Source organism: Flavobacterium sp. LC2016-01 (genome assembly GCF_009711135.1).
Lineage (GTDB): Bacteria > Bacteroidota > Bacteroidia > Flavobacteriales > Flavobacteriaceae > Flavobacterium.
Genome location: NZ_WMIC01000001.1, coordinates 290,625 through 316,517 on the forward strand (window position 1 = coordinate 290,625; position 25,893 = coordinate 316,517).

Below are 25,893 nucleotides of genomic sequence, written 5' to 3' on the forward strand. Positions count from 1 at the left end.
TAAATGCCTGATTTGTTTTAGATAAAAAATATAATGATTTTAAAAAATACCCAATGAATAGAATAAACTGCAAAAGTCTTCTTTTCGGATTTTCTTTTTTGATGCTTGGTACGATTTCAAATGCACAAAAAAAAGCTCCTGAAAAACGAAATTTAATTCAATATGTTGATCCAATGATTGGAACAGCCAAAATGGGGCACACTTATCCTGGAGCGACAGTACCATTTGGAAGTGTTCAGCTGAGTCCAGAAACAGATACCATTGCTTACGGCTTAAACGGTAAATACAACGGTGAAGTTTATAAATATTGTGCAGGTTATCAATATGAAGATAAAACGATTGTAGGTTTCAGCCACACGCATTTCAGCGGAACAGGCCATTCCGATTTAGGAGATTTTTTAATCATGCCAACAACTGGGAAACTACAGTTAAATCCAGGAATGGCTTCAAAACCTCTGTCAGGCTATAGATCTGCGTTTTCGCATACAACAGAAAAAGCAGAACCGGCCTATTACAGCGTTTTTTTAGAAGATCATAAAATTAAAGCCGAATTGACTGCTACAACCAGAGTCGGCATGCATCAATATACTTTTCCAAAATCAGATGAAGCGCATATAATCCTCGATTTAACTTCCGGGATTTATAATTACGATAAGAAAAACGTTTGGACATTTGTTCGTGTTGAAAACGATACTTTAATTACGGGTTACCGCCAAACAAATGGCTGGGCAAGAACCAGAACGGTTTATTTTGCAATGTCTTTCAGCAAACCCATAAAAAGCTACGGGCAGGCAGCACAGGAAAAAAGCGTTTACAGAGGTTTTTGGGGACGATTTGACCAGACGAAAAATTTCCCAGAAATGGCAGGTCAAAATCTGAAATTATTTTTTGATTTTAATACGAATGAAGGCGAGAAAATCAAAATCAAAATGGCTTTATCGCCGGTAAGTTCGGCTGGAGCGTTAGTAAATATGAAAAAAGAAGTTCCAGGCTGGGATTTCGAAAAAGTAAAAAAACAGAGTCAGGAAGTTTGGAACAATGAGCTGAATAAAATTCAGATAGAAGCCATTCAAAAAGAAGATTATGTGAATTTTTATACAGCGATGTATCATGCCTTTTTAGGACCAACAGAATATATGGACCTTGACGGGAATTACAAAGGCTTGGATATGAATGTTCACAAAGCCGAAAATTTTAAAAACTATACAAGTTATTCTTTATGGGACACTTATAGAGCTTTGCATCCATTCTTTAATATTATACAGCCTACACGAAATGCAGATATGGTCAGTTCTATGCTGGCGCATTCAGATCAAAGTGTTCACAAAATGCTGCCAATTTGGTCGCATTATGCAAATGAAAACTGGTGTATGATTGGCTATCATTCGGTTTCAGTGGTTGCAGATGCTATTGTGAAAGGAAATGTGAATTTTGATGCGGAAAAGGCGCTTCAGGCTTGTGTTAATACAGCAAAAGTACCTTATTATGACGGATTGGAATATTATATGAAAATGGGTTATGTTCCTGAAGACAAAAATGGGGCTTCTGTTTCTAAAACATTAGAATATGCTTATGATGACTGGGCGATTGCACAGGCTGCGAAGAAATTAGGCAAAACAGCCATTTATAATGAATTCATCGAGAGATCTAAAAATTATAAAAACGTTTATGATGAGAAAACTGGATTCATGCGTCCTAAATTAAATGACGGAACTTTCAAGAAAGAATTTGATCCGCTGGATACACACGGACAAGGTTTTATTGAAGGGAATTCTTGGAATTACAGTTTGTATGTACCGCAAGATCCTGCTGATATGATTAAAATGATGGGAGGAAATGATAAATTCAAAGTCCGTTTAGATTCATTATTCAACATGCATTTACCGGATAAATATTTCGAAAATACGGAAGATATTACAAGAGACGGAATCATTGGAAATTATGTGCACGGAAATGAACCTTCTCATCACGTGGTTTATTTGTACAATTGGACAGATTCGCCATGGAAAGCGCAAGATAAGATTCGAATGATTTTGAAAAAAATGTACCGAAATGGAGCAGACGGTTTAGGCGGAAATGACGATTTCGGACAAATGAGCGCATGGTATATTTTCAGCAGTTTAGGGTTTTATCCTGTTGCGCCGGGTTCTAATGAATATGCATTGGGAAGTCCGTTGGTTAAAAATGCGGTTTTTAATTTAGAAAACGGAAAAAACTTCGAAGTTGAAACAATAAATCAATCGGATAAAAATATGTTTGTAAGCAAAGTTTTGTTGAATGGGAAAGAATTAAATAGACCTTTCTTAAAACATTCAGACGTAATGAATGGCGGGAAAATCACATTTTATATGAGTGCAAAACCAAACAAAAAGAGTTATCAAAATTAAGATGGTTTATTCTATTGTCACCCTGAGCGAAGTCGAAGGGCTTCTTGTAACGAAAAGAGCTTCTCCCGAGGCTTCGACTTCGCTCAGCCTGACATAAAAGGCAACTCAGCTAGACAAAGCAATATTAAAATTCGAGAAAATTTGTGTAATTCGTGACGAAACAACAAAAAACTTCACGAAATTTGCATTTCAAATAAAGACAGATAAATATGAAAATAAATCTAAAATCAGGAATCGATAAATTGCTTTTCGGAATGAAACAAAACGACGTTACTGCCGTTTTTGGAAAACCTGATAAAAACTATAAAGACGAAGATGACAACGTGATTTTTGTATATAATTCACACAAAATCAGATTGACATTTTATGAAGAAGAAGATTTGAAATTAGGCTATCTTGTAGCTTCAAGCAATGATTTAGAAGTTTTCGGATTCAAAATAATCGGCAGAAAAATTGCTGATGTAAAGAAAGATTTCGCTGCAAAAGGAATTACAAAATACAATCAGGAGACTTTTGATACTTTCGAAAATTACTTCAATGAAGACAATTGGTTCATTCTTCAAACAGAATTTGATGAAGTAGTAAAATTTGAAATTGGCGCAATCATTAATAGTAAAGATGAATTTGACTGGAAATTTCCAGTGAAGAAATAAACTTATAAAAAAACCGACAATCACTTGTCGGTTTTTTTATAAGCTTAAAAGAAATTATCCTTTTAACCATGCATTTTTAAGTTTGTCTTTTGAAGCATCTGTAGCTTTAAAAGTTTCTGATTCTTCATAAGGAAGTTTTACTGTTCCTTTAATAGTTTCTTCTTTTCCTGCACGTTTAATTTTTACTGTAATTGGATCGTTTTCTTTCCAATTTTCACTTTCTCCAATTAATTCGTAAATATTTACAAGAGAATAAGGCTTGTCGTTTATTGCAACAAGAACATCTCCACCTTTTAGATTAAGGTTTTTGAAAAAATTATTCGGCTCAATATCAGAACGAACAGCAATTTCTTTAGTTTGTTTATCAACAGAAATATAAGGAGTCTGACCTTTAAGGAAAATTGGACTAGCTTTTTTCTCCGTTGCTTTTGTTACACCTACTTTTGCTAAGTAAACATCGTAAGGAATTGGCGTAGTTCCTGCAACATATTTAGTTAAGAATTCTCCAACTTCTGGATAAGTCAATTGAGTGATTTTTGCAAAAAGCTCTTCATCATTAAAAGGTTTTTCGATTCCGTATTCATTTGATAATTTATGCATTAAATCAAGAATTCCTCTCTCTCCATTACTTTTTTCTCTAATGATAATGTCGATACACATACCAATTAAGGCACCTTTTTGATATACATTCAAGTATTGGTCTTTATAAGGTTCCTGCAGTACGTTTTTGCTCATTACCGTAAATGACATTGTATCATTTAAATGTTTAGCCTGTTCGATTTTGTCAGCAATACGAGTATAAAATTCTGCTTCGTCGATCAAACCTTGATTGATTTGGAAAAGATTTGCAAAATATTCCGTTACACCTTCATACATCCATAAATGTTCTGACATTTTTGGTGCATTGTAATCAAAAAACTGAATTTCTTTTGAGTGAATTGTCAATGGTGTTACAATGTGGAAAAACTCGTGCGAAACCACATCTTTCATTGATTCTACCAATTTTTCCTTAGGCATTGATTCTGGCAATACAACTGTTGTAGCTGTAGGATGTTCTAAAGCTCCAAAACCGTGAGCATCATCTTTTGCTAAGCTCGATAAATACAGTAAAACAGTATATTTTTTAGTTGAATTGATTTTCCCTAAAAAGTTTTTCTGCGCCGTCATCATCGTTTTCATTTCCGGAGTAATGCTTTCTGCAGTAAATTTCCCTGTTGGAGAATAAACAGCAATTAAAATATCCATTCCGTTCACGTTGAATGTCGTGTAATCTGGTTTCGAATACATAATTGGATTTTCAACCAAAACAGCATAACGAGGCGTTACAAAAACATCGCTTGTTTTGCTTGCATCTTCATCTGTCATCGAAGTTGCTCCCCAAAGTGTTTCAGGATGTGTAATTGTAACTTTATAAGGAACATCTAGCTTATCTTGAAAATATCCAACAAAACCGTGTGTATTAACCATGAAGTTTACTCCGGCGTTAATATTTGTTCCCGCTGGTGAGAATACATCATCGTTTCCAAAACCAGTTCCTTTTTCAGTATCAAAAGTATCGCCAACTAAATAAGTGATTTTTTTAAGTGTTTTTGCATTCGAAATGGACCAAGAGTTATCGTCAATTCTTTTTACGGTTAATTCATTTCCTTTGGCATCAAAAGCTTTAAAACCATCAGAATATTTACCATAATTATCTGTAGAATAAGTTCCAGGAACTGTTTTTGGAATGCTATAAATAATTTCATCTGTTTTGATTGCTGGAGGCGTTACCGTTACCAAGACTTTATCGTCTTTTACATCAACAAGATTAATGTTGACATCAACGGTTTTGCTTTTCGCATCTCCTGATGTACTGCCCGTTTTACAGCTCCATAATGTTACAGCAAGAGCTAGTGTGTAGATTATTTTTTTCATTTGTTCGCGTTTAGTTTTGTGTATTTGACTTATAAATTATCAAATTGTTACACACTTTATATAAATATAAAAAAAACTCCTGAATTTCAGGAGTTTTCTTTTAGTCTAGTTTGTTTTTTATGTAATATTTACCGTCCAAATCTTCATCAAAGTCATCTATTTTGACAGGTTTTGGCTTAGGTTTATTTGCAATTGCCTTCTTTTTCCACATTTCAAATTTTTCTACAGGCATCTTCTTTTTCATGATTTCCAGAACTTCCTTTTCTGCTAATCCAAATTCTTTTTTTATAATTTCAAATGGATTTTTTTCTTCTAAAGCTAAAGAAACAAGTCTTTCAGTTTGTTCCCAATTCAATTCTTTGCGGTTACTCTTTTTCATCTCGTGAAAATTAATTCAAAATAGAGGTTAATGATTAATAGATTGATTTTCATTTTATATATCAATATTAATAAAAAAAATAATTAGTTGGTACGCAGAACTATATTTTTTTATTGATTTTAACTGTTTTTTGCAGATCTTGATTTTTGAAACGGAATTTGCAATAAATTTCTCAATTTGTTATGTTCTTCAGGCTCTGGGTGCGTATCTACTCCGTAAATTATCTGATCTTTTGGCAAAGTGGTAAAAGTGCTGAAAAGCCGGTCCCAAACTGAAAAAATATTTCCATAATTACTGTCTGTATAAGGCAACATATAATGATGATGAACCTTATGCATATTTGGTGAAACAATAAAATAACTTATGAAAACATCTAACTTATTGGGCAGTGAAATATTTGCATGATTGAATTGTGAAGTTATTACCGATAATGATTGGTAAAGAAAAACCATCCACATTGGGCTTCCTACAATTAAAACGCCCAAAGTTGTAAATACAAATCGGATTACGCTTTCACCTGGATGATGTCTGTTGGCGGTCGTTGTGTCAATCCAAGTATCGGTGTGATGAATCAGGTGAAAACGCCATAAAAATTTTACTTTATGCTGTACTAAATGAGCTAAATAGGCACCGATTAAATCAAGTAAAAGCAAACCGATTATAGCATTCAGCCAAAGCGGCATTTTTGGCAGCCATTGCAAAATTCCAAAATGATTTTCAGTTGTCCAGGCTGCAGTTTTAATTAAGATAAAAGCCAGAATGAAATTGACAATAATAGTGGTAACAGTAAAAAAAATATTAATTCCTGCGTGATGCCATTTTTTATACTGCATTTGGAAAAGTGGAAATGCATTTTCGATCAGCCAAAAAATAGTTATTCCTCCAATCAAAATTAAACTTCGATGCGAAGAAGGAATAGTACTGAAATAAGCAATAATGTCATTCATAATTCTCTAATGTATTTTTTCAAATGTAATAAAATTGATGAAATAATAACATTAATTTTAAGAAATGTAAATTTTTATAATCACTTTAGTATTTATTGCTTAATGAAGAAAAAGTAGTGACAAAAAAAGAGAAAAAAGGCCAATAAGACATCTTTTTTCTCTTTATATGATATTAGGTTAACTAATTTATTTTGATGCTTTTGGTTTAAGCTTTTTTAACGAGGCTGATGATAAATAGTAAAACCCAAGCACCGCCAACAGCAATCAAGATTTGCCAAAGAAGTCCGCCTCCGCCAATACCAAGTTTTCCGGCAATCCAGCCACCAATGATACCGCCAATAATTCCAACGATAATGTTGCCAATTAGACCAAAGCCAGCACCTTTCCAAATTTGACCTGCCAACCATCCAGAAATTGCTCCTATAAGTAAGAAATATAAAAATTCCATAGTTTTAATTTTTTTAGTTTGTATTTGATTTGTTTTTTAGCTTATGCTTCATCATGATTTTGCAGTAAAGTTTTGTAGATAAATCCTGCTACAATGGCGCCTAAAATAGGAGCGACCCAAAACAACCAAACCTGAGATAATGGTTCACCGCCAGTAAAAATAGCCTGAGACAAAGATCTTGCTGGATTTACAGAAGTATTTGTAATTGGAATACTGATCAAGTGAATTAAAGTTAAAGCTAAACCAATTGCAAGACCAGCGAATCTTCCGTTTGCAAATTTATCTGTAGCTCCCAAAATAACCAAAAGGAAAAACAATGTCAATACAAACTCAGCTATAAAAGCAGATTGCAGTGAATAACCCTCAGGAGAAAAAGCACCAAAACCATTTGATGCAAATGCACCTGCTTTAGTGTTATCAATTACAAAACCAGCTTTTCCTGAAGCAATGGTGTACAAAGTTCCCGCAGCCGCGATTGCTCCAATACACTGAGCGATAATATAAGGAATAAGGTCTTTTGCTGAAAATCTTCCGCCAGCCCATAATCCAAACGAAACGGCCGGATTAAAATGTCCGCCAGAGATGTGTCCAACAGCATAAGCCATTGTCAAAACTGTTAAACCAAAAGCTAAAGCTACACCAGCAAATCCAATTCCTAAATCAGGAATTCCTGCCGCAAAAATAGCGCTTCCGCAACCTCCAAAAACTAACCAAAAAGTTCCAAAAAACTCTGCAAATAATTTTTTCATAATTAAGTAATTTTAAATTAATAGATTCCGATTGTTAAAGGGTATATTGGTATGCCCAAAAAATCAAAACAATTTGTAAGGGCAAACGTACAAATAAAATCCATTTTGGTAAATTAAAACTTGCTTTTTTATTTTGATACATGTACAAATTGGCGGGAAATATTGCAATTAACAATGCAATAATTCCCCATGCGGCAAAACTTTTTGTAAAAGGAAGCAATAGGAGGCAGCCCAATATAATTTCGGCAGCTCCACTTAAATTATTTATTAATTTGGGGTTTTTAAAAACATGCGGAATGATTCTGATGTACATTCCGGGTTTTATAAAATGATTGATACCAGCAAGTATATATAAAAAAGCCATTAAATATAAATGCCAAGATTGTTTCATGATATCTTATTGTTTATCACGAATTTATAAAAAAATTAACAATTATTGCATTACAAGACGCTTTTTTTTAGAGGTATGCAAAATTGACTATTTTTTAGCCTTAAAATTTATGTTCATAATAATAATGGCAAGAATGATCAAAACAATTCCGACCCATTGAACAAAGATTACTTTTTCATTCAAAAGTATAAAAGCCATTGTTACAGAAACTGGAAGTTCAAGAGCAGAAACAATACTTCCTAAACCAATTCCGGTTAAAGGAAAACCTGCGTTCATAAGCATTGGCGGAATTATAGTTCCAAATAAAGACAAAACAATTCCCCATTTCATGAAAATGGCAAGATTAAAAGTTTCTGTCTGAGTTGCTAGTGCAAAAGAAAATACAATTACAGCACCGCCCAAAAGCATATATAAACTGCGCTGCGCCGACGAAATTTCGGTAGCAACACGATTTGCGGTAAACATGGTTGTAGTAAAAGAAGCTGCTGCTAATAATCCCCATACAATTCCTCTCCAATCTAGTTTAAAATCAGCGTGGATAAGATTTGTAGCCAAAGCAGTTCCGATAAGGACAATAAAAACGGCAATAACTTTTTGTTTTGAAGGCAGTTTTTTTTCTAAAATCATTTCAAGAAAAACACCCATCCAAACAGTCTGCATTAATAAAACGATTCCAATTGAAACCGGAATATATTTTACAGCCAAGTAATAAAACAAACTTGTCATTCCTAATGAGGTTCCGGCAAGCATCAAACTGAAAATGTTTTTTGATGAAGCTTTTACAACATTGTCTTTATGTTTTATTTTTTGAAATGCATTGATTATTAAAATTCCAATTATTCCTAAAACAAATTGTGAAGTGGTTACTTCTGCAGTAGTATAACCTTCTGTGTAAGCCATTTTTACAAAAGTGGCTAACATTCCGTAAGTTGTAGCTCCTAAAGCAACTAGAAAAACTCCTTTTAATACATTGTTTTGTGACATCTGAAATTCCTGTTTTAAAAATTAAGGCCGGCAAAGGTAAGCTATTTTGTTTATGATTTAATAGAAATAAGAAGGAAACATTGGGATTAATATTAGTGAAGTCATATTTTTTGGCTGTAAATTGTATATTTTTTAAAAAACGTCAAACCTTCTAAAATGAAAAAACCATCAAAACTTGCGCTTTGATGGTTTTTATTTTTTTATAAATCGTTCAGACTAATTATTTGACTGGCTGATCTTTATAGGTTTCGATTTCGAAAATTAAAGTAGCGTTTGGCGGAATTACGCCTCCTGCACCTTTTTCTCCATAAGCCAAATTTGAAGGAAGAAAGAAAATTGCTTTGTCTCCGTCAGTCATCATATCTAAAGCTTCAATGAAACCAGGAATCATACCATCTTTTTTTCCAACTGCAAAAGGGAAAGCTTTGTATCCTCCGCCAGCATCTCTGTTAGCATCATATTTGCCGTACTCTTTAGCTACTTTGGCAATACTGCTGTCAAAAAGATTTCCATCTTCAAAATAACCTGCGTAGTGAAAATATATTGTAGATCCTTCAGCTCCTTTTACGCCAGTTCCTTTTTGTGTAATCACATATTTTAAGCCAGATGCAGTTGTAGTTGCTTTTGCTTTAGTTGCGGCAAAATAAGCTGCTTTTGTTGTGATTACTTTTTTCGCTTCAACATTTTTTGCTTCTTCTTTTTTTACATCATCAGCCAAAACTTTTACAGCATCAAATTTTTTAGCTGCAGCACCTTTGCGTGTAATCGTGATTTTGGTCATGATATCATTCTGAACAATTTTGTTTACATTATCCATTCCAGAAACTACATGACCAAAAATTGTGTGTTTTCCGTTTAACCAAGGTGTATCTTTATGCGTGATAAAAAACTGACTTCCGTTAGTTGCTGGACCAGAATTTGCCATTGCTAGAATACCGCCTTTGTCAAATTTCAATTCTTCAGTAAATTCATCTTTAAAGGAATATCCAGGACCTCCAGAACCATTTCCGTCTGGATCTCCACCCTGAATCATGAAATCATTAATAACGCGGTGGAATTTCAAACCATCATAAAATGGTCTTCCTTTAAGTCTTTCTACTTTAACATTTGGATTTGTTCCGTCTGCCAAAGAAATAAAATTAGCTACAGTAATAGGGGCTTTTACATATTCTAAAGAAACAACGATATCGCCTTTTGAAGTTGAAATTGTTGCAAAAATACCATCATTTGGATTCGCTGGAAGAGCTGATTTTGCAGTAACAGCAGTTTTAGCAGGGACAGTTTTAGCTGGAGCCGCTTTTGGTTTTGCTGCCGGTTTTTTTGTTTGTGCCTGAAGATTTACTACTGCCAAACAGAATAATAATAGAAATTTAAATTTCATTTTGTGTCAAATTTAAGTCTGCGTACTAATTTATTATTGTGGTTTTTCTAATAATTGAATTTCGAAAATGATATTTGCATTTGGAGGAATAACGCCTCCAGCACCAGTTGCTCCGTAAGCCAAGTGAGATGGAATAAACAGAACCGCTTTGTCTCCAAATGAAAGCTGCTCAATTCCTTCAATAAATCCAGGAATTAAACCGTCTTTTTTTCCTGCCTGAAATGGAATTGGCTGATAACCGTGTTGTTCTTCTCTTGAAACGTCATATTTTCCAAAAGCTTTTGCAACATCCGCAATGCTTGAATCGAATAAAGTTCCGTCTTCAAGGAAACCTGCGTAATGAATGTAAACCTGAGTTCCAATAGCTGGTTTTTTGCCTGATCCTTTTTCAGTAATAACAAATTCTAAACCTGAATTCGTTTTAGTTGCTTTTGGTCTGATAGAAGCGTAATAAGCAACTTTTGCTGTTTGAACTCCTGCATATTTGCTTCTTTCCTTTGCAATTTCTGAGAAATAATCACCAAATACTTTTACAGCATCAAATTTCTTCGCTGCTTCACCATTTCTGATAATAGTTACTTTAACAATTGTATCGTCTTGTTTTACTTGGTTTACAACTTCTTGTCCTTTCTCCACTACGTGACCAAAAATGGTGTGTTTTCCTGTCAGCCAAGGTGTTTCAACATGTGTAATGAAAAATTGGCTGCTGTTTGTTCCAGGACCGTTATTTGCCATTGCTAAAACTCCAGCTGAATCAAATTTCAAGTCTGTAATTTCGTCTTTAAATTTGTACCCTGTATCTCCAGAACCAGTTCCTTCTGGATCTCCAGATTGAATCATAAAATCTGCAATAACTCTGTGAAACTTTAATCCGTCATAAAAAGGTTTGCCTTTTTTATAATCTTTAGTTACAAATTCATTTTTGCCTTCTGCCAAAGTCACAAAATTTGCTACAGTAACAGGTGCTTTTTTATAATCTAATTCAACAATGATATGTCCTTTGTTTGTTTCAATATCGGCATATAAACCATCAGGTAAATTACTGTGTTCATCTTTACAAGAATAAAGTGAGGTTACGGCTAATAGTAATACTAAAATACTTTTTTTCATTTCTAAAATGTTTTTTTTAAGGGTTTACTGTGTCTTTTTTAATTTGCGTGGCTGGTTTTACAGCGACCGGTTTTGGTGCGGCAGGTTTTGGTGTTTGTCCTGCTGGAGCTTGTTCGGCTGTAGTTTGTCCTGCTGGAACAGCTGTTTTTGGTGCAGCCGGATCTGGAACAAAATTACGAAGCGTTACAGTACACATTAATGATTCATTTGTCCCAATTTTGTTATTGTCGCCATGATAGCCATAAGCAATATGCGACGGAAATAAAAAGGTAACAGTTTCATTTTTGTGCATATACTTGATACCGTCACGCAGTCCCATCATAATATCTTGTTTGTCTACGAAATAAGTTTGCGGACCAAGATCAGCTTCCGAATAAATTACTTTGCCTTGAATGTCTTTTATTTCTAAATTGAAATAAGCAATATCGCCTTTTTTAGGCGTTAAAGTTTCAGTTGGATTTTTTTCATCATAAAAAAACCAATAGCCTTTCCTTGTTGCGTAATATTTTACTTTCGGATTGCTTTTTATGATTTTTTTGATGACTCCTTCTTCATTAGCTACTAATTTTTTATTTCGGTCAGCCGATTTTTTCATGAAAGTACCTGACGCTCTTGAAAGCGGTCTTCTTGCTTCTTCATGCTGTTTGCAGCTGGCTAATAGAATAGTAAAAAGAAGTGTATAAATACTGATTTTTAAATACTTCATATGCGGTTATATTGTAAGTTTAGTTACTAGATCTTCAAATTTATTTAGTGTTTCTTCCATCGACAAAAGAGATTTTCCGCCGGCGGCATTGCTGTGGCCTCCGCCATTAAAATGATCTCTGGCAAATTGATTTACATCGAAACCTCCTTGTGAACGGAAAGATATTTTGATGATTTTTTCTTCTTTATTTTCGATAAAAATAGCAGTAAAAACAATACCTTTTATACTTAATCCGTAATTTACAATTCCTTCAGTATCACCTTTAACATAATCAAAAGAATCTAATTCGTCCTGTGTAAGTGATGTATAAGAAGTTTTATGTTTTTCAAGCACTTTCATGTTCTGCAGCGCGCGTCCAAGCAATTGAAGACGGCTGTACGAACTGTTGTCAAATAATAAAACAGGAATCTGAGTGTTTTCAACTCCTAAATCAATCAATTCAGCAATAATTCGGTGCGTGTCTCCGGTTGTTCCAGGAAAACGGAAGGAGCCAGAATCGGTTAAGATTCCGGTATAAATACAAGTTGCAATGGTTTTGTCGATATCTCCTTTTTTGTTTAAAAAAGAAATAAAGTTGTAAACCATTTCGCAGGTTGATCCAAATGAAGTGTCCGAATACATATAAGTCGCATAATCATCAGGTTTTTGATGATGATCGATCATAACGAATGGAGCTGTCAGCTTGGCTAAAGTTTGTTCCATGATTTCGCCTGTACGATGAAATGCATTAAAATCAAGTGTAAAAATCAGCTCAGCTTCTTCTAATATTTTGGTGCAGTTTTCAGTATCTTTTTCAAATATTTTTACCGTTTCTGAACCTGGAAGCCAGGCTAAAAAATCAGGAAAATCATTTGGAGCAATTACTGTTGGCTGATGATTATTTTTAAGTAAAAAATGGTATAATGCTAAAGTTGAACCCATAGCATCGCCATCGGGTCCTCTGTGTGGGATTATTGCAATTTTCTTTGGGGCAGAAAGCCACAATTGTATTGCCTGAATATCTTGTATTTTCATAGTGTGCGAATTTACATTTTTTTAATGTAATGTTGCAATCATTTTATAGATTAACACACTTTTAAGTTATGGATTATGAGTTGGGAGTTGTAAGTTTTGAGTTTTGAAATTTAGCTTTTTGACTGTGCTTTTTTTATTTGGTTCAAAATGCTTTCAATTTTAAAGTTTAGCGTAAGCATTTGGTCATTATATTGAGCAGTGTTTTCAACGATTTTTTTGCAGGCCAATTCATATAAACTGATTCTTAATTTGCAATATTCAATTAGTTTTTCATTTTGCTCGTGAATTTCTTTTGGTAGGTATAATTTGTCTAATTCGTTGATTAAACTAATATTTTCGTTCCAATAATAAATACCACGATCTCGAATCATGTATAAGACAGATTCTTTGTTTTCTTCAATCGAATTTCCGTAAGGAGTGCTATACGCTTCCAAAGCCATTTTTTCCATATCAGTAAACTCCTGCATCCTTTTTTCATATTCCATCACTTGATAAATATAAACTTTAGAATTTTTGAAATTTATAAATAAACAAGCAATTATAACGGTAGCAAGTGACGAAATCAGCGCCATGCTGTAATCTTTTCTTTTACGTATAAGAGAAAGTATAAAACCAAATAAAATACCAGAAGTAAAACCTGCAATATGAGTACTTGTACCAATTTCATACTTAAGACCGTAAAGTATATTAAGCGAAATCAAGACAATGATAATGATTAGTAATTTTAAGTTTATTTTGGTTTCAAAAGTTTTAAATAAAAATGTCACAAGCAAGATTCCATACAAACCAAAAATGGCTCCCGAAGCACCTGCATTTATCAAATCTTTGTTCCAGTATAAACTGCTCAAACTGGTAATAATACTACAGAAAAAGTAAGTTGCCAGAAAAGTCCAAATCTTTAAATAGGGTTCTAAAAGAAGGCCAACATAAGCCAGCGCGAGACAACTTAGAATTAAATGGAAAAATCCAAAATGAACAAAGCAGGAAGTGAGAAGTCTCCAAAATTCGCCTTCATAAATCATTGACCCATAAAGTCCTCCCCAGTCAATAATATTTTGAAATTCAGGTTTGAAAAAATGTACTCCTGAAAAAGTCATGGCAAGAAAAACCAAAAGATTTATGTAAATTAAAATTGGAGTTACCCAATAACCTTTTGAAGGGGTAAAAATCGAAAAGAAAGAATAAAATGATGTAATGTTTTGAGGTGCTGCTTTTTCTTTATTTAAAACATTTTCTTTTTTAATTTGTTCAAAAAAAACAGCTTCATCTATTTCAAAATCAGAACTGTTTTTAGCACCTTCAAAATAAAGATCTAAAAAAGCTTCCGTATTTTTTTTATTTCTTCCGCGATCATAGATTTGATTTCCATTTGACGAACTTGAAATTATTGCAGTATTTTCATCAAACGAAAATGAAATGGTTTCATACCAGGTGTTTTTATTGTTTTGAGAAATTGCAATTAGTTCATTTTCATCAATGTTAATGATTTTCCAATTTAGTTTTTTGCAAATTGTGATGGCATTTAAAATAAATGCTTTTTGAGGCAAATTATTTAAAGGCGTTAATTGAGAATATGCTGCAGGAAATCCAAATGCCATTTTTTGATAGTTTTGATTTAGGTCGAACAATACTACAAAAAAAACTTTTATTTCTTAGAAAAATATTCATTACAGATGTTCCAATTCTTCTTTCTTAAATCGCTGATACAATTTATACTTTGCACCTTTTATAATTTGTGATTTGTAAATTCCAACAGAACCTGAAGAAAAATAAGCAATCGTACAGCCAAGCGCAATAAAAATTCCAGGCTGAATACCAAATAATTCCATTCCCATAATGGTGCAGGCGATAGGAGTGTGGGTTGCTCCCGAAAAAACAGAAACAAAACCAATTCCGGCGAGAAGAGCAATTGGCATTGGAATAATTAAGGATAGAGCACTTCCTAAAGTTGCGCCTACAAAAAATAATGGTGTTACTTCACCGCCTTTAAAACCGGCGCCTAAAGTAAATCCTGTAAAAAGAATTTTTAGCAAAAAGTCGTACCATTGGTTTGGATTAGAAAAAGAATCAACAATTACTGGAACGCCAAGTCCGGAGAATTTTGTAAATCCAAAACCCGCAATTGCAATGGCTAAAATCACGCCGCCAATAACCGGACGAAGTGGCGGATACTTAATGTTTTTTGAAAAAAGAGAACTCCAAAAGTGCGTGCTTCTTGCAAATAATAAAGCAGCAAAACCAGATAAAAGCCCAATTATTAAGGTATAAAAAATATTACTGAAACTAATTTCTGGAACAACCGGAATACTATAATGTGTATGTTTTATTTCCCAAAATTCGACAGTAAAATAAGCTGCATAAGCGACTAAAAATGAAAGTAAAATACTTTTGAAATTGATCTTGCTGAAATACAAAACTTCCAAAGCAAAAATGGCACCCGCCAAAGGCGTTCCAAAAACCGATGCAAAACCCGCACTGATTCCGAGAATAATTAAAATTTTGCGTTCAGAATTGTCAAGTTTGAAAATTTTAGTGAATTGGTCAGCAATGGCGCCTCCCATTTGAACCGCAGTTCCTTCACGTCCAGCAGAACCTCCAAATAAATGTGTCAGCAAAGTCCCTAAAAGAACTAAAGGAGCCATTTTAAACGGAATCACTTTTTGCGGATTCTCATATTCTTCCAGCAGTAAATTATTGCCTTTTGCAACAGATTCTCCCCAGTAATAATAACTCAAACCGACTAATAATCCACCAAAAGGCAGAAGCCAGATAATCCAGTCGTGATGTATTCTAAATTGTGTTACCCATTCTAAAGAAACAAGAAAAAATGCCGATGCAGATCCTGATAATATACCAATTAAACCACAAATAAAAATCCATTTAGGTATGGAAAGCAGTAATTGTTTTAGGTTTTGAGAAGTCATTAAATAGGTTTGATTTTTTTCTGCCACGAATTTCACGAATTTTCACGAATTAAAATAGAAAAAATCATTTTAAATCTTTTTATCCCGATAGCTATCGGGAGTGGCAAAAGAGAAGTAAATTAGTGAAAATTCGTGAATTCGTGCCGAAAAAATATTACTGTACAACAGCTGTAAATTCGATTTCTACCAAATATTCTGGAGCAACTAATTTACTGATTTCATAAAAACCTGTTGTAGGTTTTACATCTTTAAAAAAAGCAGAATGCGCTCTGGCAACTTCTTCAAAAGTAGAAATATCAGTTGTAAAAATTCTAGTTCTGATCACGTCTTTTATTCCCACATTCAAATCCTCCAAAACTTTTTCAACACGTTCGATTATATTATAGGTCTGCGCATAAGCGTCATCGGCTTTTACTTTGTCTCCGTCAACGATTGCAACAGTTCCCGAAACTTCAATGATATTACCAATTCTTACAGCACGGCAGTATCCCATTTTGTCTTCCCACGGTGATCCTGTTAAGATGTTTTCTCTTTTCATTTTATGAGTTTTTTTGAATTGTTTTCGGTGGTTTTAAAAAACAAATTCAGGTTAATTAATGTGCTGCAATTTATAAAATAAGCCTGTGAAAAAGAATCATTTTAGTTTGAAATCCCTCTTAAAATCCCTCTTTTTTGTGATATTTTGAAAATGAATTACGGTTTTATTTGCTTTACTGTTCTTCGTAAATTCGGAGTTTGTTTTGTGTATTTGTCAAGTGCTGCTGTAAAACTTCAATTTTATTCAGTAAATGATAAATGGCGTCAATTCCTTCTAAATTGATATTAAGATCATAATGCATTCGCATCATTTTTTCGATTGCTGGCAATTGTTCTGGCTCTAGATATTCATCATTTTCTTCAAAAATAATTTCGACCAAACCATAATTATTAAGCTCTTTTATAAACGTATTTTCAATTTCGTGATACAGACAAAATTGTTTTATTTGGATTAAATTTTTACTGCTCATGATTTCTTAGTTTAGATAATTCTGTAAACAATTCTTTTTCTTTTTCAGATAATTTGGTCGAGATTTTTAAGTTGTAGGTTACGTATAAGTCACCAAATTGATTGTCTTTTTTATAAACTGGAAATCCTTTTCCTTTTAATTTGACTTTAGTTCCCGTTTGAGTTTCGGAAGGAACTTTAATTTTTACTTTTCCGTCAAATGTCTTGATGCTGATTTCTCCTCCTAAAACTGCAGTGTATAAATCCAGATCGACATTTGAATACAGATTATCTCCGTCTCTTTTAAAATCAGAATTATTAGAGATAGAAAAAGTAATATACAAATCACCGTTTGGACCTCCATTAACACCAGCACCGCCATGCCCCGAAATTTTTATAACCTGACCGTTTTCAACTCCGGCCGGAATTGTAATCCGGATATTCTTGCCATTTACGGTTAAACTTTGTTTGTGCGTCGTGTATGCTTGTGCTAGATCAAGCTGTAATTCGGCATTGAAATCCTGACCTCTATATTTGGACTGAGCTCGGCTGCTTCGCCCAGATCCATACATCGAATTGAAGAATTCTGAGAAATCACTTCCTGAAAAATCACCGCCAAAACCAGAAAAATCCTGACCGCTTTGCTGTCTTGAATATTGCTGATGCTGTTGCTGATTTGGATCGTAACCTGCCTTTTCAAATTCATCAGCATGTTTCCAGTCTTTTCCGTATTTATCATATTTTTTACGATTTTCCGGATTACTCAAAACTTCATTTGCTTCGTTGATTTCCTTGAATTTCCTCTCCGCATCTTTATCATTCGGATTCAAATCAGGGTGATATTTTCGGGCTAATTTCCTGTAGGCTTTTTTGATTTCGGCCTCAGTTGCAGCCTTCGTTATATCTAATGTTTTGTAATAGTCGATATAATCCATCTTTTTGATTTTTTATAAACGTGAATTAAAACCTTGAATTTAAGAATAAGTTGTTAACTATCAAAATGATGATGTTCTTTTTGAAAGAAAAAAAAGTAGGTTTACATTAATTTGGAATTTGGATTTTATTTTCTTGAAAGTTTATTTGAAGAATTATTGGCAGGTTTTTTGATTCTAAAAATTTGCCCAAATTATTGTTATAAAATCCTTAAAGTTAAAGTGCGTAAGTAAATTATATTATTTTTGCTTTGCTGTACTATTTTATAAAACTATAAAAGGCGAGATCGATAAAACTTTTTCAATGAAGCATATTTTATTTTTCATATTATTTTTTACCGCTGCAACAGTATCAGCCCAAACCGAATTTAGTACTAAATTTAAAAGTATTCCTGCACCAAAGTTTGGTGCAAAACCAAAAAAACTGCCTGATCCAGCTATGCCTGATCTTAATGATCCTGCCGCTCCAACTGCTGAAATTCCGAGTATCAAAACACCAAATGTTTATGATAATACCAAGTTGACAACAAAATCAAAATTTCAGGTAGGCGAAGAAAAAAGCAAATTTACAATGTCAACAGAAACGGAATTTGCTAATCCGGGTGACCGCTATGTTGCGAAAATGGAAAAAGATTTAGATAAAGCTCTAAAAGACGCCGGACTTCGCGAAGGTCGAGGAACATTAGTAAAACACAATATTTCGTTAGGAGATTTTAGAACAAAATCGAAATATTTTATTGTAAAGTTTCGTGATTTTGGAGCAATCGATGGCGATTTGGTAAAGGTTTCAAATAATGATAAGGTAATTCAGAACCAAATATTTCTGGATGCTAATTTCAAAGATGTAAAAATAGATCTTTCAGACGGATTTAATAAATTAGATTTCGAAGCATTGAATATAGGTACTCTAGGAGGAAATACTGCCGAAATTCAAGTGTTTGATGATAAAGGCCAATTGGTTACAAATGACTATTGGGACAATCTTGCTGCTGGATTTAAAGCTTCTATTATTGTGACGAAAGAATAGCGCTGCTAGCGCTAGGAGCAAAGCGACAAAGGTTCAAAGGGACAAAGTTTTTTACTTTTTTAACCTTTGAACCTTTGTCTCTTTGTAACTCTGAACCTTTTTAGAAAGGATCCGCAGTAACTTTAAATTTCATGTCAGCTTTTACAGTTACATCTTTAGTTAAAGTTTCTTTCAACGTTACCTGAGTTCTTATCTTGTAACTGTCAGCTTTTATGTATTGATCCAGTTTTTTATCGGTGCAAATCAAATCAATTGTGTTGGTTGTTGCCATAATGTTGTCTTGGTAGGCCAATTCTATTTCATCTGAATTTGTGGTCGAAATATACAAATGAACCGATTTTAAAAATGTAAAAGTTTTATCTGACGGATCAGAAATCGATAATTTTAATGATCTCAGTTTTACATCTTTTACAAGACTGGCTTTGGTTTTGTTATTTTCAAATTCGGCAGATGAATTTGTAGTCACGTCCGGCATGATAATTTCCGAAGGTAGATTAATAGGTGAAGTGCTTGGGATTTTTATTGAAGTTTCATTAGAAATGTTAAACGTCAATAAATCATCAACAGCATCACAAGAGGTTAAAAAGATCGACAGCAAAACTGTCAGAGCAATAAATTTTGATTTCATAGTTAAATTTAAATTGGGTTTTTCAGTAAATACGAAATAATTTAGAGTCTGGATTTTTTCTAAGATGCTAAGGTTCTAAGTTGCTAAGATGCTAAGTTTTTTTGTTTTTAAAGTTGAAAAAGAAGACTCAGAACCTTAGAATCTTAGCATCTTAGAAGCTTAATGAAAAAAAAATATTTTTTTTCATTGCTCCGATTTTTCATTTTGGAATATAAAAAGTATTTTTGCGCATGCAACACAACGTACTTATTTTAGATTTCGGGTCGCAATATACACAGCTTATTGCGCGTAGAGTTCGCGAATTAAATATATTCTGCGAAATTTTCCCTTACAATCACTTTCCTAGTGATTTATCACCTTATAAAGCAGTAATTTTAGGAGGAAGTCCATTTTCTGTTCGTGCAGAAGACGCTCCACATCCTGATTTATCTCAAATTCGAGGCAAGCTTCCAATGTTGGCGGTTTGTTACGGAGCGCAATACTTGGCACACTTTAGCGGTGGAGAAGTAGCAGCTTCAAATACAAGAGAATACGGAAGAGCGAATTTGTCTTTTATTAAGGAGAATGAAGTTTTCTTTGATGGAGTTTCAGAAAACAGCCAAGTTTGGATGAGCCACAGCGATAGTATCAAAGGACTTCCAACAAATGCTGTAAAATTAGCAAGCACGCATGATGTAGAATTTGCTGCTTACAAAATTGAAGGTGAAACGACTTACGGAATTCAATATCATCCAGAAGTTTTCCATTCTACAGATGGATCAAAAATGCTGGAAAACTTTTTAGTTAAAATTGCCGAAGTTCCTCAAAACTTTACACCAAATGCTTTCGTTGAAGAAATGGTAGCAGAATTAAAGGAGAAATTAGGAAACGATAAAGTAGTTTTAGGACTGTCTGGTGGAGTAGATTCTACCGTAGCGGCAGTTTTATTGAACCAAGCGATTGGTAAAAACCTTTACTGCATTTTCGTAAATAACGGTTTACTTCGTAAAAACGAATTCCAAAATGTATTAGATCAATATAAAGGAATGGGATTGAACGTGAAAGGCGTTGACGCCGGAGATCGTTTTCTTTCAGAACTTGCCGGAATCAGTGATCCTGAAACCAAACGTAAAACTATTGGACGTGTATTTATCGAAGTTTTTGATGATGAATCACATTTAATTGAAGACGTAAAATGGCTGGCTCAGGGAACAATTTATCCTGACGTAATTGAGTCGGTTTCTGTAAAAGGACCATCGGCTACAATTAAATCGCACCACAATGTTGGTGGATTGCCAGATTATATGAAATTAAAAATTGTGGAACCACTTAGAATGTTGTTTAAAGACGAAGTTCGTAGAGTTGGAGCTACTTTAGGAATAGATCCTGAATTATTAGGAAGACACCCTTTCCCAGGACCAGGATTATCAATCAGAATTTTAGGAGATATTACACCTGAAAAAGTTCAGATTTTACAGGATGTTGATTCTGTATTTATCGAAGGATTAAAATCTTGGGGATTATACGACAAAGTTTGGCAGGCTGGAGCAATTTTGCTTCCTGTAAACAGTGTTGGTGTAATGGGCGATGAGCGTACTTACGAAAAAGTGGTTGCACTTAGAGCTGTAGAATCTACGGACGGTATGACGGCTGACTGGGTTCATTTACCTTATGATTTCTTGATGAAAGTTTCAAATGATATTATAAATAAAGTAAAAGGCGTGAATCGCGTTGTTTACGATATTAGTTCAAAACCACCTGCAACAATTGAGTGGGAATAGTAAGATTTTTCAAATTAAGGCGTTACATTTGTAATGCCTTAATTTTTTAAACCTACTATTTATGAGAGAATTTTTAACGTTTTTTCTTGTCTTTGTTTTGTCTTTTAACAGAATAACTGCACAAGATTCATTTATCGAGCACAAAATTCAAAAGGGCGAAACCGCTTATTTTATAGCTCAAAAATATAAGGTTTCGGTTGATGAAATCTACAAACTCAACCCTGAATCTCAAAACGGAATCAAAGACAATCAAATAATTAAGATTCCAGTTCACTCTTCAGAAAAACCAAAATCAGATTCTCAAGTTATTCATACCGTTGCTGAAAAAGAAACGCTGTATGGCTTATCAAAAAAATATAATATTTCTCAAGAAGCCATTCAGGAAGCGAATAAAGAAATTCTTGCCGGCGGACTTCAAATAGGTCAGGAATTAGTGATTCCGCAAAATACTTCAAATTCTTCTAAAACTGAAAATGTTACTATTTCAAAAAGCTCACATCTTGTTGTAGCTAAAGAATCTTTATTCAGCATTGCCAGACAATACAATGTTTCAGTTCAGGATTTAGAAGATCTCAATAAGAATATATTGCAGAACGGATTGCAGATTGGGCAGACAATTGCAATTCCGAATAAAAGAAAAACATTAGACGGAAGAGTTCGTGTGATTAATCAGGAAACTATTTTTCATGTGGTGGAACCAAAGGAAACTAAATTTTCGATTTCTAAAAAATACGGAATTTCAATTGATCAGCTGGAATCTCAAAATCCAGAAATTGTAAACGGATTGGTTGTTGGCAATAAATTGGCCATCAATACTACAGCAATTAAACCTGCAAACGAAAGTGAAGAACTGATGCTGGCTCTTGCTGAAAAGCAAGTTGTAGTTGAAAAAACAAAAGCCAAAACAGTTGAAATTGATGATTTAAAAGACCGATTAATTATTCAGAAAGAAATGAATCAGAAGATTATAAAAATTAATGATTTGAAAGTGAATCTGAATGACATGAATGGTTCTAAAGAAAATTCGGTTGAAAAATTGCGATTGGTTTTGGAAGCAAACAAAAATGTTCAGGATATTTTAATGGCAAAATTAGATTCATTAGTAAATACAATGAATAATGATTTAGTTGAGTTGAAACACATGGATATTTTGAATGTCGACGAATCAAAACGGCTGGAAAAGCAATCGTATGAGAGCATTGGGAAAACAAGTGAATTATCTTCTCAGCTGAAAAAAGAATTGGCTGAAAACCGAAAAGCTTATGCTGGTTTAATGAGCAAAGTGGAGAAAATTGCTGTTGAAGAAAATCAGGAATACAAGAAGAAAATCCGCGAAAGCGAAAAAAATAATAACGTCACTTCAATCCAGCAACGACTTTCTTTAGAAGAAATTAAGCGCTACAAAATTGAGCAGGAGCAGGGCGATGCACAGAATCAGTTATTGATTGCAAAAATTGATTCGCTGGATATTCAGAAAAAAATTGAAGTAAAAAGACATATCAGCAAAGCTTCTTATTATAGTATGGAAGCAAGGAAATTTGATGATAAACTGGCTTTGGTCAAATTGAAAAAATATCAGGATGAAGCAGTTAAAAACAGAAGTAACTCGAGTCCAGCTGAAAGTTCAAAAACTGTTTCGTTAGAAGAAATGAAACGCGAGCTCAAGGAAAATCCGCTGAGAAAAGACAAAACTGTAAACGTTGAAGTTTTTGATAATCTTAAAGAAGTTTCGAATGGGTATTACTTAGTTTTGGGTATATTTACAGACGCTACACTAAGAGATAAGTTCATTATGAAACTTATTGATTCTGGTGATTTTAACGCAAGTTTCTTTTTCAATATCAACAGTCTTTCGTATTATGTTTACTCAGATAAATTCGAAAACATGGAAGAAGTTTTATATAAATGCAAGAAAAAGGAAGAAGATGAGTTATATAAAAAGATAATTATCGCTAAAGTCGAAATCGATTTGAGGTAATTTTGGGTTGGAATTAACAGTGGTCCGAATCTTGCTCTGACAAGAATTTAGTAACTTGTTTTTGAATTAAAAATTAAATTGTTTTAAGCATATTATGAAATATTATTCAACATTATTGTGTCTCGTTTTTTTTGTAACCTGTTCTGCTTTTTCTCAGGAAAAGGTAGTAAAATATACAGTTTCGGGCGGAGAAACGATAAACCAGATTGCGTTAAAATTTAAAATTACGCCTTATGATATTTATGCATTAAATCCAGATGCAAGAAATGGAGTAAAACCTAATACAGTTTTGCTGATTCCTGCTGCTGGCGGGAAAACAGCGGTGAAATCTGAAACTGCTACGGTGAAAACTCCCGCGAATTCAAAAGAAATTATTCATGAAGTGCAGGCAAAAGAAACATTTTGGAGTATTGAGCATAAATATGGAATTTCAGATGAAGATTTAAAAACGGCAAATCCATTTTTAGAAAAAGATGGTGTTGTAGTTGGACAGAAATTGGTAATTCCTGCAAAAGGTTCTGCTTCAAAAGCAGCAGCTGCAAGTACGAAATCGGTTAAAAGTACAGGACAAGAAAAATATGTTTATCATGATGTTTTGCCTAAGGAAACCAAATTTGGTATTGCAAAACAATATGATATTTCTGTTGCCGAATTAGAAAAACGTAATCCGGAAATCGTTGAAAGTTTGCCAGTAGGTTACCGATTAACGATAAAAGGAACTGCACCTAAAACGGAAGCAGCGCCAATTACAAATGCGGCTAAACCTGCTGAAGCTAAAAAAGGAACTGAAACTTCTAAAAAGGCAGTTTCTTATATGGAATATCAAGTAAAGCCAAAGGAAACTTTCTATAGTTTAGGAAGAACATTTCATTTGTCTCAAGAAGAATTGACAGCTTTAAATCCGTCACTTTCTGAAGGTGTAAAAGAAGGAATGGTTTTGAAAGTTCCGACAGGATATTTAGCGCCACAGCCCATTATAGCTCAGGCACAGCCAATTGAAAAAACGGTTGAGAAACCAATCGAAAAAACGCCAGAAACGCCAAGCGGTATTAAAATTGTTGACAAAGTAAAATCGGAAACTGTTTCTGCAGACCCTGAAATTGTTGAGTTAACAAAGAAAAGAGGTCAGACTGATCGTCAGAAAGTAGTTTTATTATTGCCTTTTAATTTGGCGAAGCTTCAAAGCGATACGACAAGTATGGCGACTAAAATTAAAAATGATAAATTTTTAAACATGACTCTTGATTTTTATTCTGGAGCTATGATGGCAATTGATTCGGCTAAAACTTTAAAACTGCCAATTGATGTTGCTATTTATGATTCGCAGGAAACCAAAACGTCATCAAATATTTCTAGTTTAATTGCTCAAAATAAATTGCAGAATGCAAACGCAGTTATTGGGCCGTTTTATCAAAATAATGCCGAATCGACTGCAAATATGCTTCGTGCAGATAATGTGCCGGTAATTTCTCCATTATCAAAAGATGCCGCAAACCCAATTGATAATTTGTATCAAGCGATTCCGTCAAATGATGTAATCCGTAATTCGGTTTTTGATTATATGCGAGCTAAAAACGGAAATATTGTGGCTGTTGTAGATAAGAAAAAAGAATCGGTGATTAATTATATCAAGCAAAACCAAAAAGGAGTAGTATTTGCTGCTTTGACCGAAACTGGCGGATTAGACGTTGCCAATTTAAAAAGTCTTCTTTTGCCAAACCGAATGAATTATGTGGTGATGGAAACTGGAAATACCGCAATGGTAAAAACAACTATAAAAGCATTGCTTGATTCACAGAAAACTTGTCAGGTGCAATTGGTTATTTTAGAACCAAACAGCACATTAGACACAGATGAAATTAGTTTTGACAATTTAATTAAACTGAAATTGATGTATCCGTCTATAACGCGTGAAAGCGATGAGGCTGGAGCTTTAATTTTCAAAAAAGCATATAGATTAAAAAACAAGGTAAATCCGAGTACGTATGCAACGAAAGGATTTGATGTTACTTTTGATACCATGATGCGTTTGGTTCAAGGGAAAACATATCAAGAAACAGCAGATTTAATGACCACAGAACAAGTGGATAATAAATTTCAATATTACAAAAAAGAAGATGGCGGACACGCAAACAAAGGTGTTTACATTTTATATTACGACACCGATTTAACTTTAAAAGCAGCAAATTAATGACATCAAAAGTAACCTATTTAGGCGATTTAAGAACAAGTTCAATTCACGTGCAATCTGGAAGCGAAATTATTTCAGATGCACCATTAGATAATAACGGAAAAGGAGAAGCTTTTTCTCCAACAGATACAGTTGCCAATGCTTTAGCAAGCTGTATGATGACGATTATGGGAATTAAAGCCCGCGATTTAGAAGTTGATTTTGTTGGCTCTACAGCCGAAGTAACAAAAATCATGAATGCAGAACCAAGACGAATTGGCGCAATTGAAATTGTGTTTGATATGAAAAGCAATGCTGATGAAAAAAGCAAAACAATTTTAGAACGTGCTGCAATGACTTGCCCAGTATTTTTGAGTTTAAGCAGTGAAATAGAAAAGAAAATTACTTTTAACTGGAGTTAATTTT

At 33.8% G+C, this 25,893-nt stretch carries 24 protein-coding genes; 7 read left to right on the top strand and 17 right to left on the bottom strand.

The genetic code is table 11. The annotated features are described in order from the left end of the window. Positions 1–101: 101 nt before the first annotated feature. Entirely contained in the window at positions 102–2,387 is a 2,286-nt protein-coding gene (locus GKZ88_RS01345; protein WP_230392458.1) for a GH92 family glycosyl hydrolase, read from the top strand. Positions 2,388–2,596: 209 nt separating this feature from the next. After that, a complete protein-coding gene (locus GKZ88_RS01350) occupies positions 2,597–3,040 on the top strand; it encodes a hypothetical protein (protein WP_155100607.1) in 444 nt (147 codons plus the stop codon). A 54-nt stretch (positions 3,041–3,094) separates the two neighbouring features. Here the strand turns inward: GKZ88_RS01350 and GKZ88_RS01355 are convergent, their stop codons facing one another. The 16 genes from GKZ88_RS01355 to GKZ88_RS01430 form a co-directional block, all read right to left on the bottom strand. Beyond that, positions 3,095–4,954 carry a peptidase M61 gene (locus GKZ88_RS01355; RefSeq protein WP_155100608.1) on the bottom strand — a complete coding sequence of 620 codons (1,860 nt, stop codon included), beginning with the start codon at positions 4,952–4,954 and terminating at the stop codon, positions 3,095–3,097. Between the two features lie 100 nt (positions 4,955–5,054). Next, a complete protein-coding gene (locus tag GKZ88_RS01360; protein ID WP_155100609.1) occupies positions 5,055–5,333 on the bottom strand; it encodes a DUF2805 domain-containing protein in 279 nt (92 codons plus the stop codon). Positions 5,334–5,452: 119 nt separating this feature from the next. Beyond that, positions 5,453–6,280, bottom strand: a complete 828-nt coding sequence (locus tag GKZ88_RS01365) for a sterol desaturase family protein (RefSeq protein ID WP_155100610.1) — start codon at positions 6,278–6,280, stop codon at positions 5,453–5,455. A 205-nt stretch (positions 6,281–6,485) separates the two neighbouring features. Continuing rightward, entirely contained in the window at positions 6,486–6,728 is a 243-nt protein-coding gene (locus tag GKZ88_RS01370; protein WP_155100611.1) for a GlsB/YeaQ/YmgE family stress response membrane protein, read from the bottom strand. Between the two features lie 41 nt (positions 6,729–6,769). Further along, complete coding sequence (gene aqpZ, locus GKZ88_RS01375) at positions 6,770–7,477, bottom strand: aquaporin Z (RefSeq protein ID WP_155100612.1); 708 nt, start codon at positions 7,475–7,477, stop codon at positions 6,770–6,772. Positions 7,478–7,511: 34 nt separating this feature from the next. Further along, positions 7,512–7,868 (bottom strand): DoxX family protein, encoded by a 357-nt coding sequence (locus GKZ88_RS01380; RefSeq protein WP_155100613.1) that lies wholly within the window; start codon positions 7,866–7,868, stop codon positions 7,512–7,514. Positions 7,869–7,955: 87 nt separating this feature from the next. Next, positions 7,956–8,852 (bottom strand): DMT family transporter, encoded by an 897-nt coding sequence (locus GKZ88_RS01385; protein ID WP_155100614.1) that lies wholly within the window; start codon positions 8,850–8,852, stop codon positions 7,956–7,958. Positions 8,853–9,072: 220 nt separating this feature from the next. Continuing rightward, a complete protein-coding gene (locus GKZ88_RS01390) occupies positions 9,073–10,233 on the bottom strand; it encodes a peptidylprolyl isomerase (protein WP_155100615.1) in 1,161 nt (386 codons plus the stop codon). Between the two features lie 33 nt (positions 10,234–10,266). Beyond that, a complete protein-coding gene (locus GKZ88_RS01395; RefSeq protein ID WP_155100616.1) occupies positions 10,267–11,343 on the bottom strand; it encodes a peptidylprolyl isomerase in 1,077 nt (358 codons plus the stop codon). A 16-nt stretch (positions 11,344–11,359) separates the two neighbouring features. Further along, positions 11,360–12,049, bottom strand: coding sequence for a gliding motility-associated peptidyl-prolyl isomerase GldI (gene gldI, locus GKZ88_RS01400; protein WP_155100617.1), 690 nt, complete (start codon positions 12,047–12,049; stop codon positions 11,360–11,362). Between the two features lie 6 nt (positions 12,050–12,055). Continuing rightward, positions 12,056–13,063 (bottom strand): bifunctional oligoribonuclease/PAP phosphatase NrnA, encoded by a 1,008-nt coding sequence (locus GKZ88_RS01405; protein ID WP_155100618.1) that lies wholly within the window; start codon positions 13,061–13,063, stop codon positions 12,056–12,058. A gap of 110 nt (positions 13,064–13,173) precedes the next feature. Then, positions 13,174–14,661 (bottom strand): rhomboid family intramembrane serine protease, encoded by a 1,488-nt coding sequence (locus GKZ88_RS01410; RefSeq protein ID WP_155100619.1) that lies wholly within the window; start codon positions 14,659–14,661, stop codon positions 13,174–13,176. Positions 14,662–14,730: 69 nt separating this feature from the next. Continuing rightward, positions 14,731–15,987 (bottom strand): voltage-gated chloride channel family protein, encoded by a 1,257-nt coding sequence (locus tag GKZ88_RS01415; RefSeq protein WP_155101189.1) that lies wholly within the window; start codon positions 15,985–15,987, stop codon positions 14,731–14,733. A 154-nt stretch (positions 15,988–16,141) separates the two neighbouring features. Beyond that, positions 16,142–16,525 (bottom strand): RidA family protein, encoded by a 384-nt coding sequence (locus GKZ88_RS01420; RefSeq protein WP_155100620.1) that lies wholly within the window; start codon positions 16,523–16,525, stop codon positions 16,142–16,144. Between the two features lie 172 nt (positions 16,526–16,697). Then, positions 16,698–16,994, bottom strand: a complete 297-nt coding sequence (locus GKZ88_RS01425; protein WP_155100621.1) for a chaperone modulator CbpM — start codon at positions 16,992–16,994, stop codon at positions 16,698–16,700. Further along, positions 16,984–17,907 carry a J domain-containing protein gene (locus GKZ88_RS01430; RefSeq protein WP_155100622.1) on the bottom strand — a complete coding sequence of 308 codons (924 nt, stop codon included), beginning with the start codon at positions 17,905–17,907 and terminating at the stop codon, positions 16,984–16,986. Before GKZ88_RS01430 ends, GKZ88_RS01425 begins: the two co-directional genes overlap by 11 nt. 301 nt (positions 17,908–18,208) lie before the next feature. Between GKZ88_RS01430 and GKZ88_RS01435 the strand changes: the two genes are divergently transcribed. Then, positions 18,209–18,931 (top strand): hypothetical protein, encoded by a 723-nt coding sequence (locus GKZ88_RS01435; protein ID WP_155100623.1) that lies wholly within the window; start codon positions 18,209–18,211, stop codon positions 18,929–18,931. A 100-nt stretch (positions 18,932–19,031) separates the two neighbouring features. Here GKZ88_RS01435 and GKZ88_RS01440 read toward each other — a convergent pair whose 3' ends face one another. Next, the gene (locus GKZ88_RS01440) at positions 19,032–19,559 is read right to left on the bottom strand and encodes a hypothetical protein (protein WP_155100624.1); all 528 of its coding nucleotides are present in this window, start codon (positions 19,557–19,559) and stop codon (positions 19,032–19,034) included. Positions 19,560–19,789: 230 nt separating this feature from the next. Between GKZ88_RS01440 and guaA the strand changes: the two genes are divergently transcribed. The 4 genes from guaA (at position 19,790) to GKZ88_RS01460 (ending at position 25,889) form a co-directional block, all read left to right on the top strand. Further along, the gene (gene guaA / locus GKZ88_RS01445) at positions 19,790–21,319 is read left to right on the top strand and encodes a glutamine-hydrolyzing GMP synthase (protein ID WP_155100625.1); all 1,530 of its coding nucleotides are present in this window, start codon (positions 19,790–19,792) and stop codon (positions 21,317–21,319) included. A gap of 61 nt (positions 21,320–21,380) precedes the next feature. After that, entirely contained in the window at positions 21,381–23,297 is a 1,917-nt protein-coding gene (locus GKZ88_RS01450) for a LysM peptidoglycan-binding domain-containing protein (protein ID WP_155100626.1), read from the top strand. Between the two features lie 94 nt (positions 23,298–23,391). After that, a complete protein-coding gene (locus tag GKZ88_RS01455; RefSeq protein WP_155100627.1) occupies positions 23,392–25,488 on the top strand; it encodes a LysM peptidoglycan-binding domain-containing protein in 2,097 nt (698 codons plus the stop codon). Further along, on the top strand, positions 25,488–25,889 hold the full coding sequence (locus GKZ88_RS01460; protein ID WP_155100628.1) for an OsmC family protein: 402 nt from the start codon (positions 25,488–25,490) through the stop codon (positions 25,887–25,889). Before GKZ88_RS01455 ends, GKZ88_RS01460 begins: the two co-directional genes overlap by 1 nt. Positions 25,890–25,893 lie beyond the last annotated feature (4 nt).

Bases quoted from the DNA above. Each gene is read 5' to 3' on its own strand.
- GKZ88_RS01440 (WP_155100624.1), bottom strand. From the start codon at position 19,559: ATGAAATCAAAATTTATTGCTCTGACAGTTTTGCTGTCGATCTTTTTA.
- GKZ88_RS01370 (WP_155100611.1), bottom strand. From the start codon at position 6,728: ATGGAATTTTTATATTTCTTACTTATAGGAGCAATTTCTGGATGGTTG.
- GKZ88_RS01385 (WP_155100614.1), bottom strand. From the start codon at position 8,852: ATGTCACAAAACAATGTATTAAAAGGAGTTTTTCTAGTTGCTTTAGGA.
- GKZ88_RS01380 (WP_155100613.1), bottom strand. From the start codon at position 7,868: ATGAAACAATCTTGGCATTTATATTTAATGGCTTTTTTATATATACTT.
- guaA (WP_155100625.1), top strand. From the start codon at position 19,790: ATGCAACACAACGTACTTATTTTAGATTTCGGGTCGCAATATACACAG.
- GKZ88_RS01345 (WP_230392458.1), top strand. From the start codon at position 102: ATGCTTGGTACGATTTCAAATGCACAAAAAAAAGCTCCTGAAAAACGA.
- GKZ88_RS01460 (WP_155100628.1), top strand. From the start codon at position 25,488: ATGACATCAAAAGTAACCTATTTAGGCGATTTAAGAACAAGTTCAATT.
- GKZ88_RS01415 (WP_155101189.1), bottom strand. From the start codon at position 15,987: ATGACTTCTCAAAACCTAAAACAATTACTGCTTTCCATACCTAAATGG.
- GKZ88_RS01405 (WP_155100618.1), bottom strand. From the start codon at position 13,063: ATGAAAATACAAGATATTCAGGCAATACAATTGTGGCTTTCTGCCCCA.
- gldI (WP_155100617.1), bottom strand. From the start codon at position 12,049: ATGAAGTATTTAAAAATCAGTATTTATACACTTCTTTTTACTATTCTA.
- GKZ88_RS01455 (WP_155100627.1), top strand. From the start codon at position 23,392: ATGAAATATTATTCAACATTATTGTGTCTCGTTTTTTTTGTAACCTGT.
- GKZ88_RS01410 (WP_155100619.1), bottom strand. From the start codon at position 14,661: ATGGCATTTGGATTTCCTGCAGCATATTCTCAATTAACGCCTTTAAAT.
- GKZ88_RS01390 (WP_155100615.1), bottom strand. From the start codon at position 10,233: ATGAAATTTAAATTTCTATTATTATTCTGTTTGGCAGTAGTAAATCTT.
- GKZ88_RS01350 (WP_155100607.1), top strand. From the start codon at position 2,597: ATGAAAATAAATCTAAAATCAGGAATCGATAAATTGCTTTTCGGAATG.
- GKZ88_RS01360 (WP_155100609.1), bottom strand. From the start codon at position 5,333: ATGAAAAAGAGTAACCGCAAAGAATTGAATTGGGAACAAACTGAAAGA.
- GKZ88_RS01435 (WP_155100623.1), top strand. From the start codon at position 18,209: ATGAAGCATATTTTATTTTTCATATTATTTTTTACCGCTGCAACAGTA.
- aqpZ (WP_155100612.1), bottom strand. From the start codon at position 7,477: ATGAAAAAATTATTTGCAGAGTTTTTTGGAACTTTTTGGTTAGTTTTT.
- GKZ88_RS01355 (WP_155100608.1), bottom strand. From the start codon at position 4,954: ATGAAAAAAATAATCTACACACTAGCTCTTGCTGTAACATTATGGAGC.
- GKZ88_RS01420 (WP_155100620.1), bottom strand. From the start codon at position 16,525: ATGAAAAGAGAAAACATCTTAACAGGATCACCGTGGGAAGACAAAATG.
- GKZ88_RS01395 (WP_155100616.1), bottom strand. From the start codon at position 11,343: ATGAAAAAAAGTATTTTAGTATTACTATTAGCCGTAACCTCACTTTAT.
- GKZ88_RS01450 (WP_155100626.1), top strand. From the start codon at position 21,381: ATGAGAGAATTTTTAACGTTTTTTCTTGTCTTTGTTTTGTCTTTTAAC.
- GKZ88_RS01425 (WP_155100621.1), bottom strand. From the start codon at position 16,994: ATGAGCAGTAAAAATTTAATCCAAATAAAACAATTTTGTCTGTATCAC.
- GKZ88_RS01430 (WP_155100622.1), bottom strand. From the start codon at position 17,907: ATGGATTATATCGACTATTACAAAACATTAGATATAACGAAGGCTGCA.
- GKZ88_RS01365 (WP_155100610.1), bottom strand. From the start codon at position 6,280: ATGAATGACATTATTGCTTATTTCAGTACTATTCCTTCTTCGCATCGA.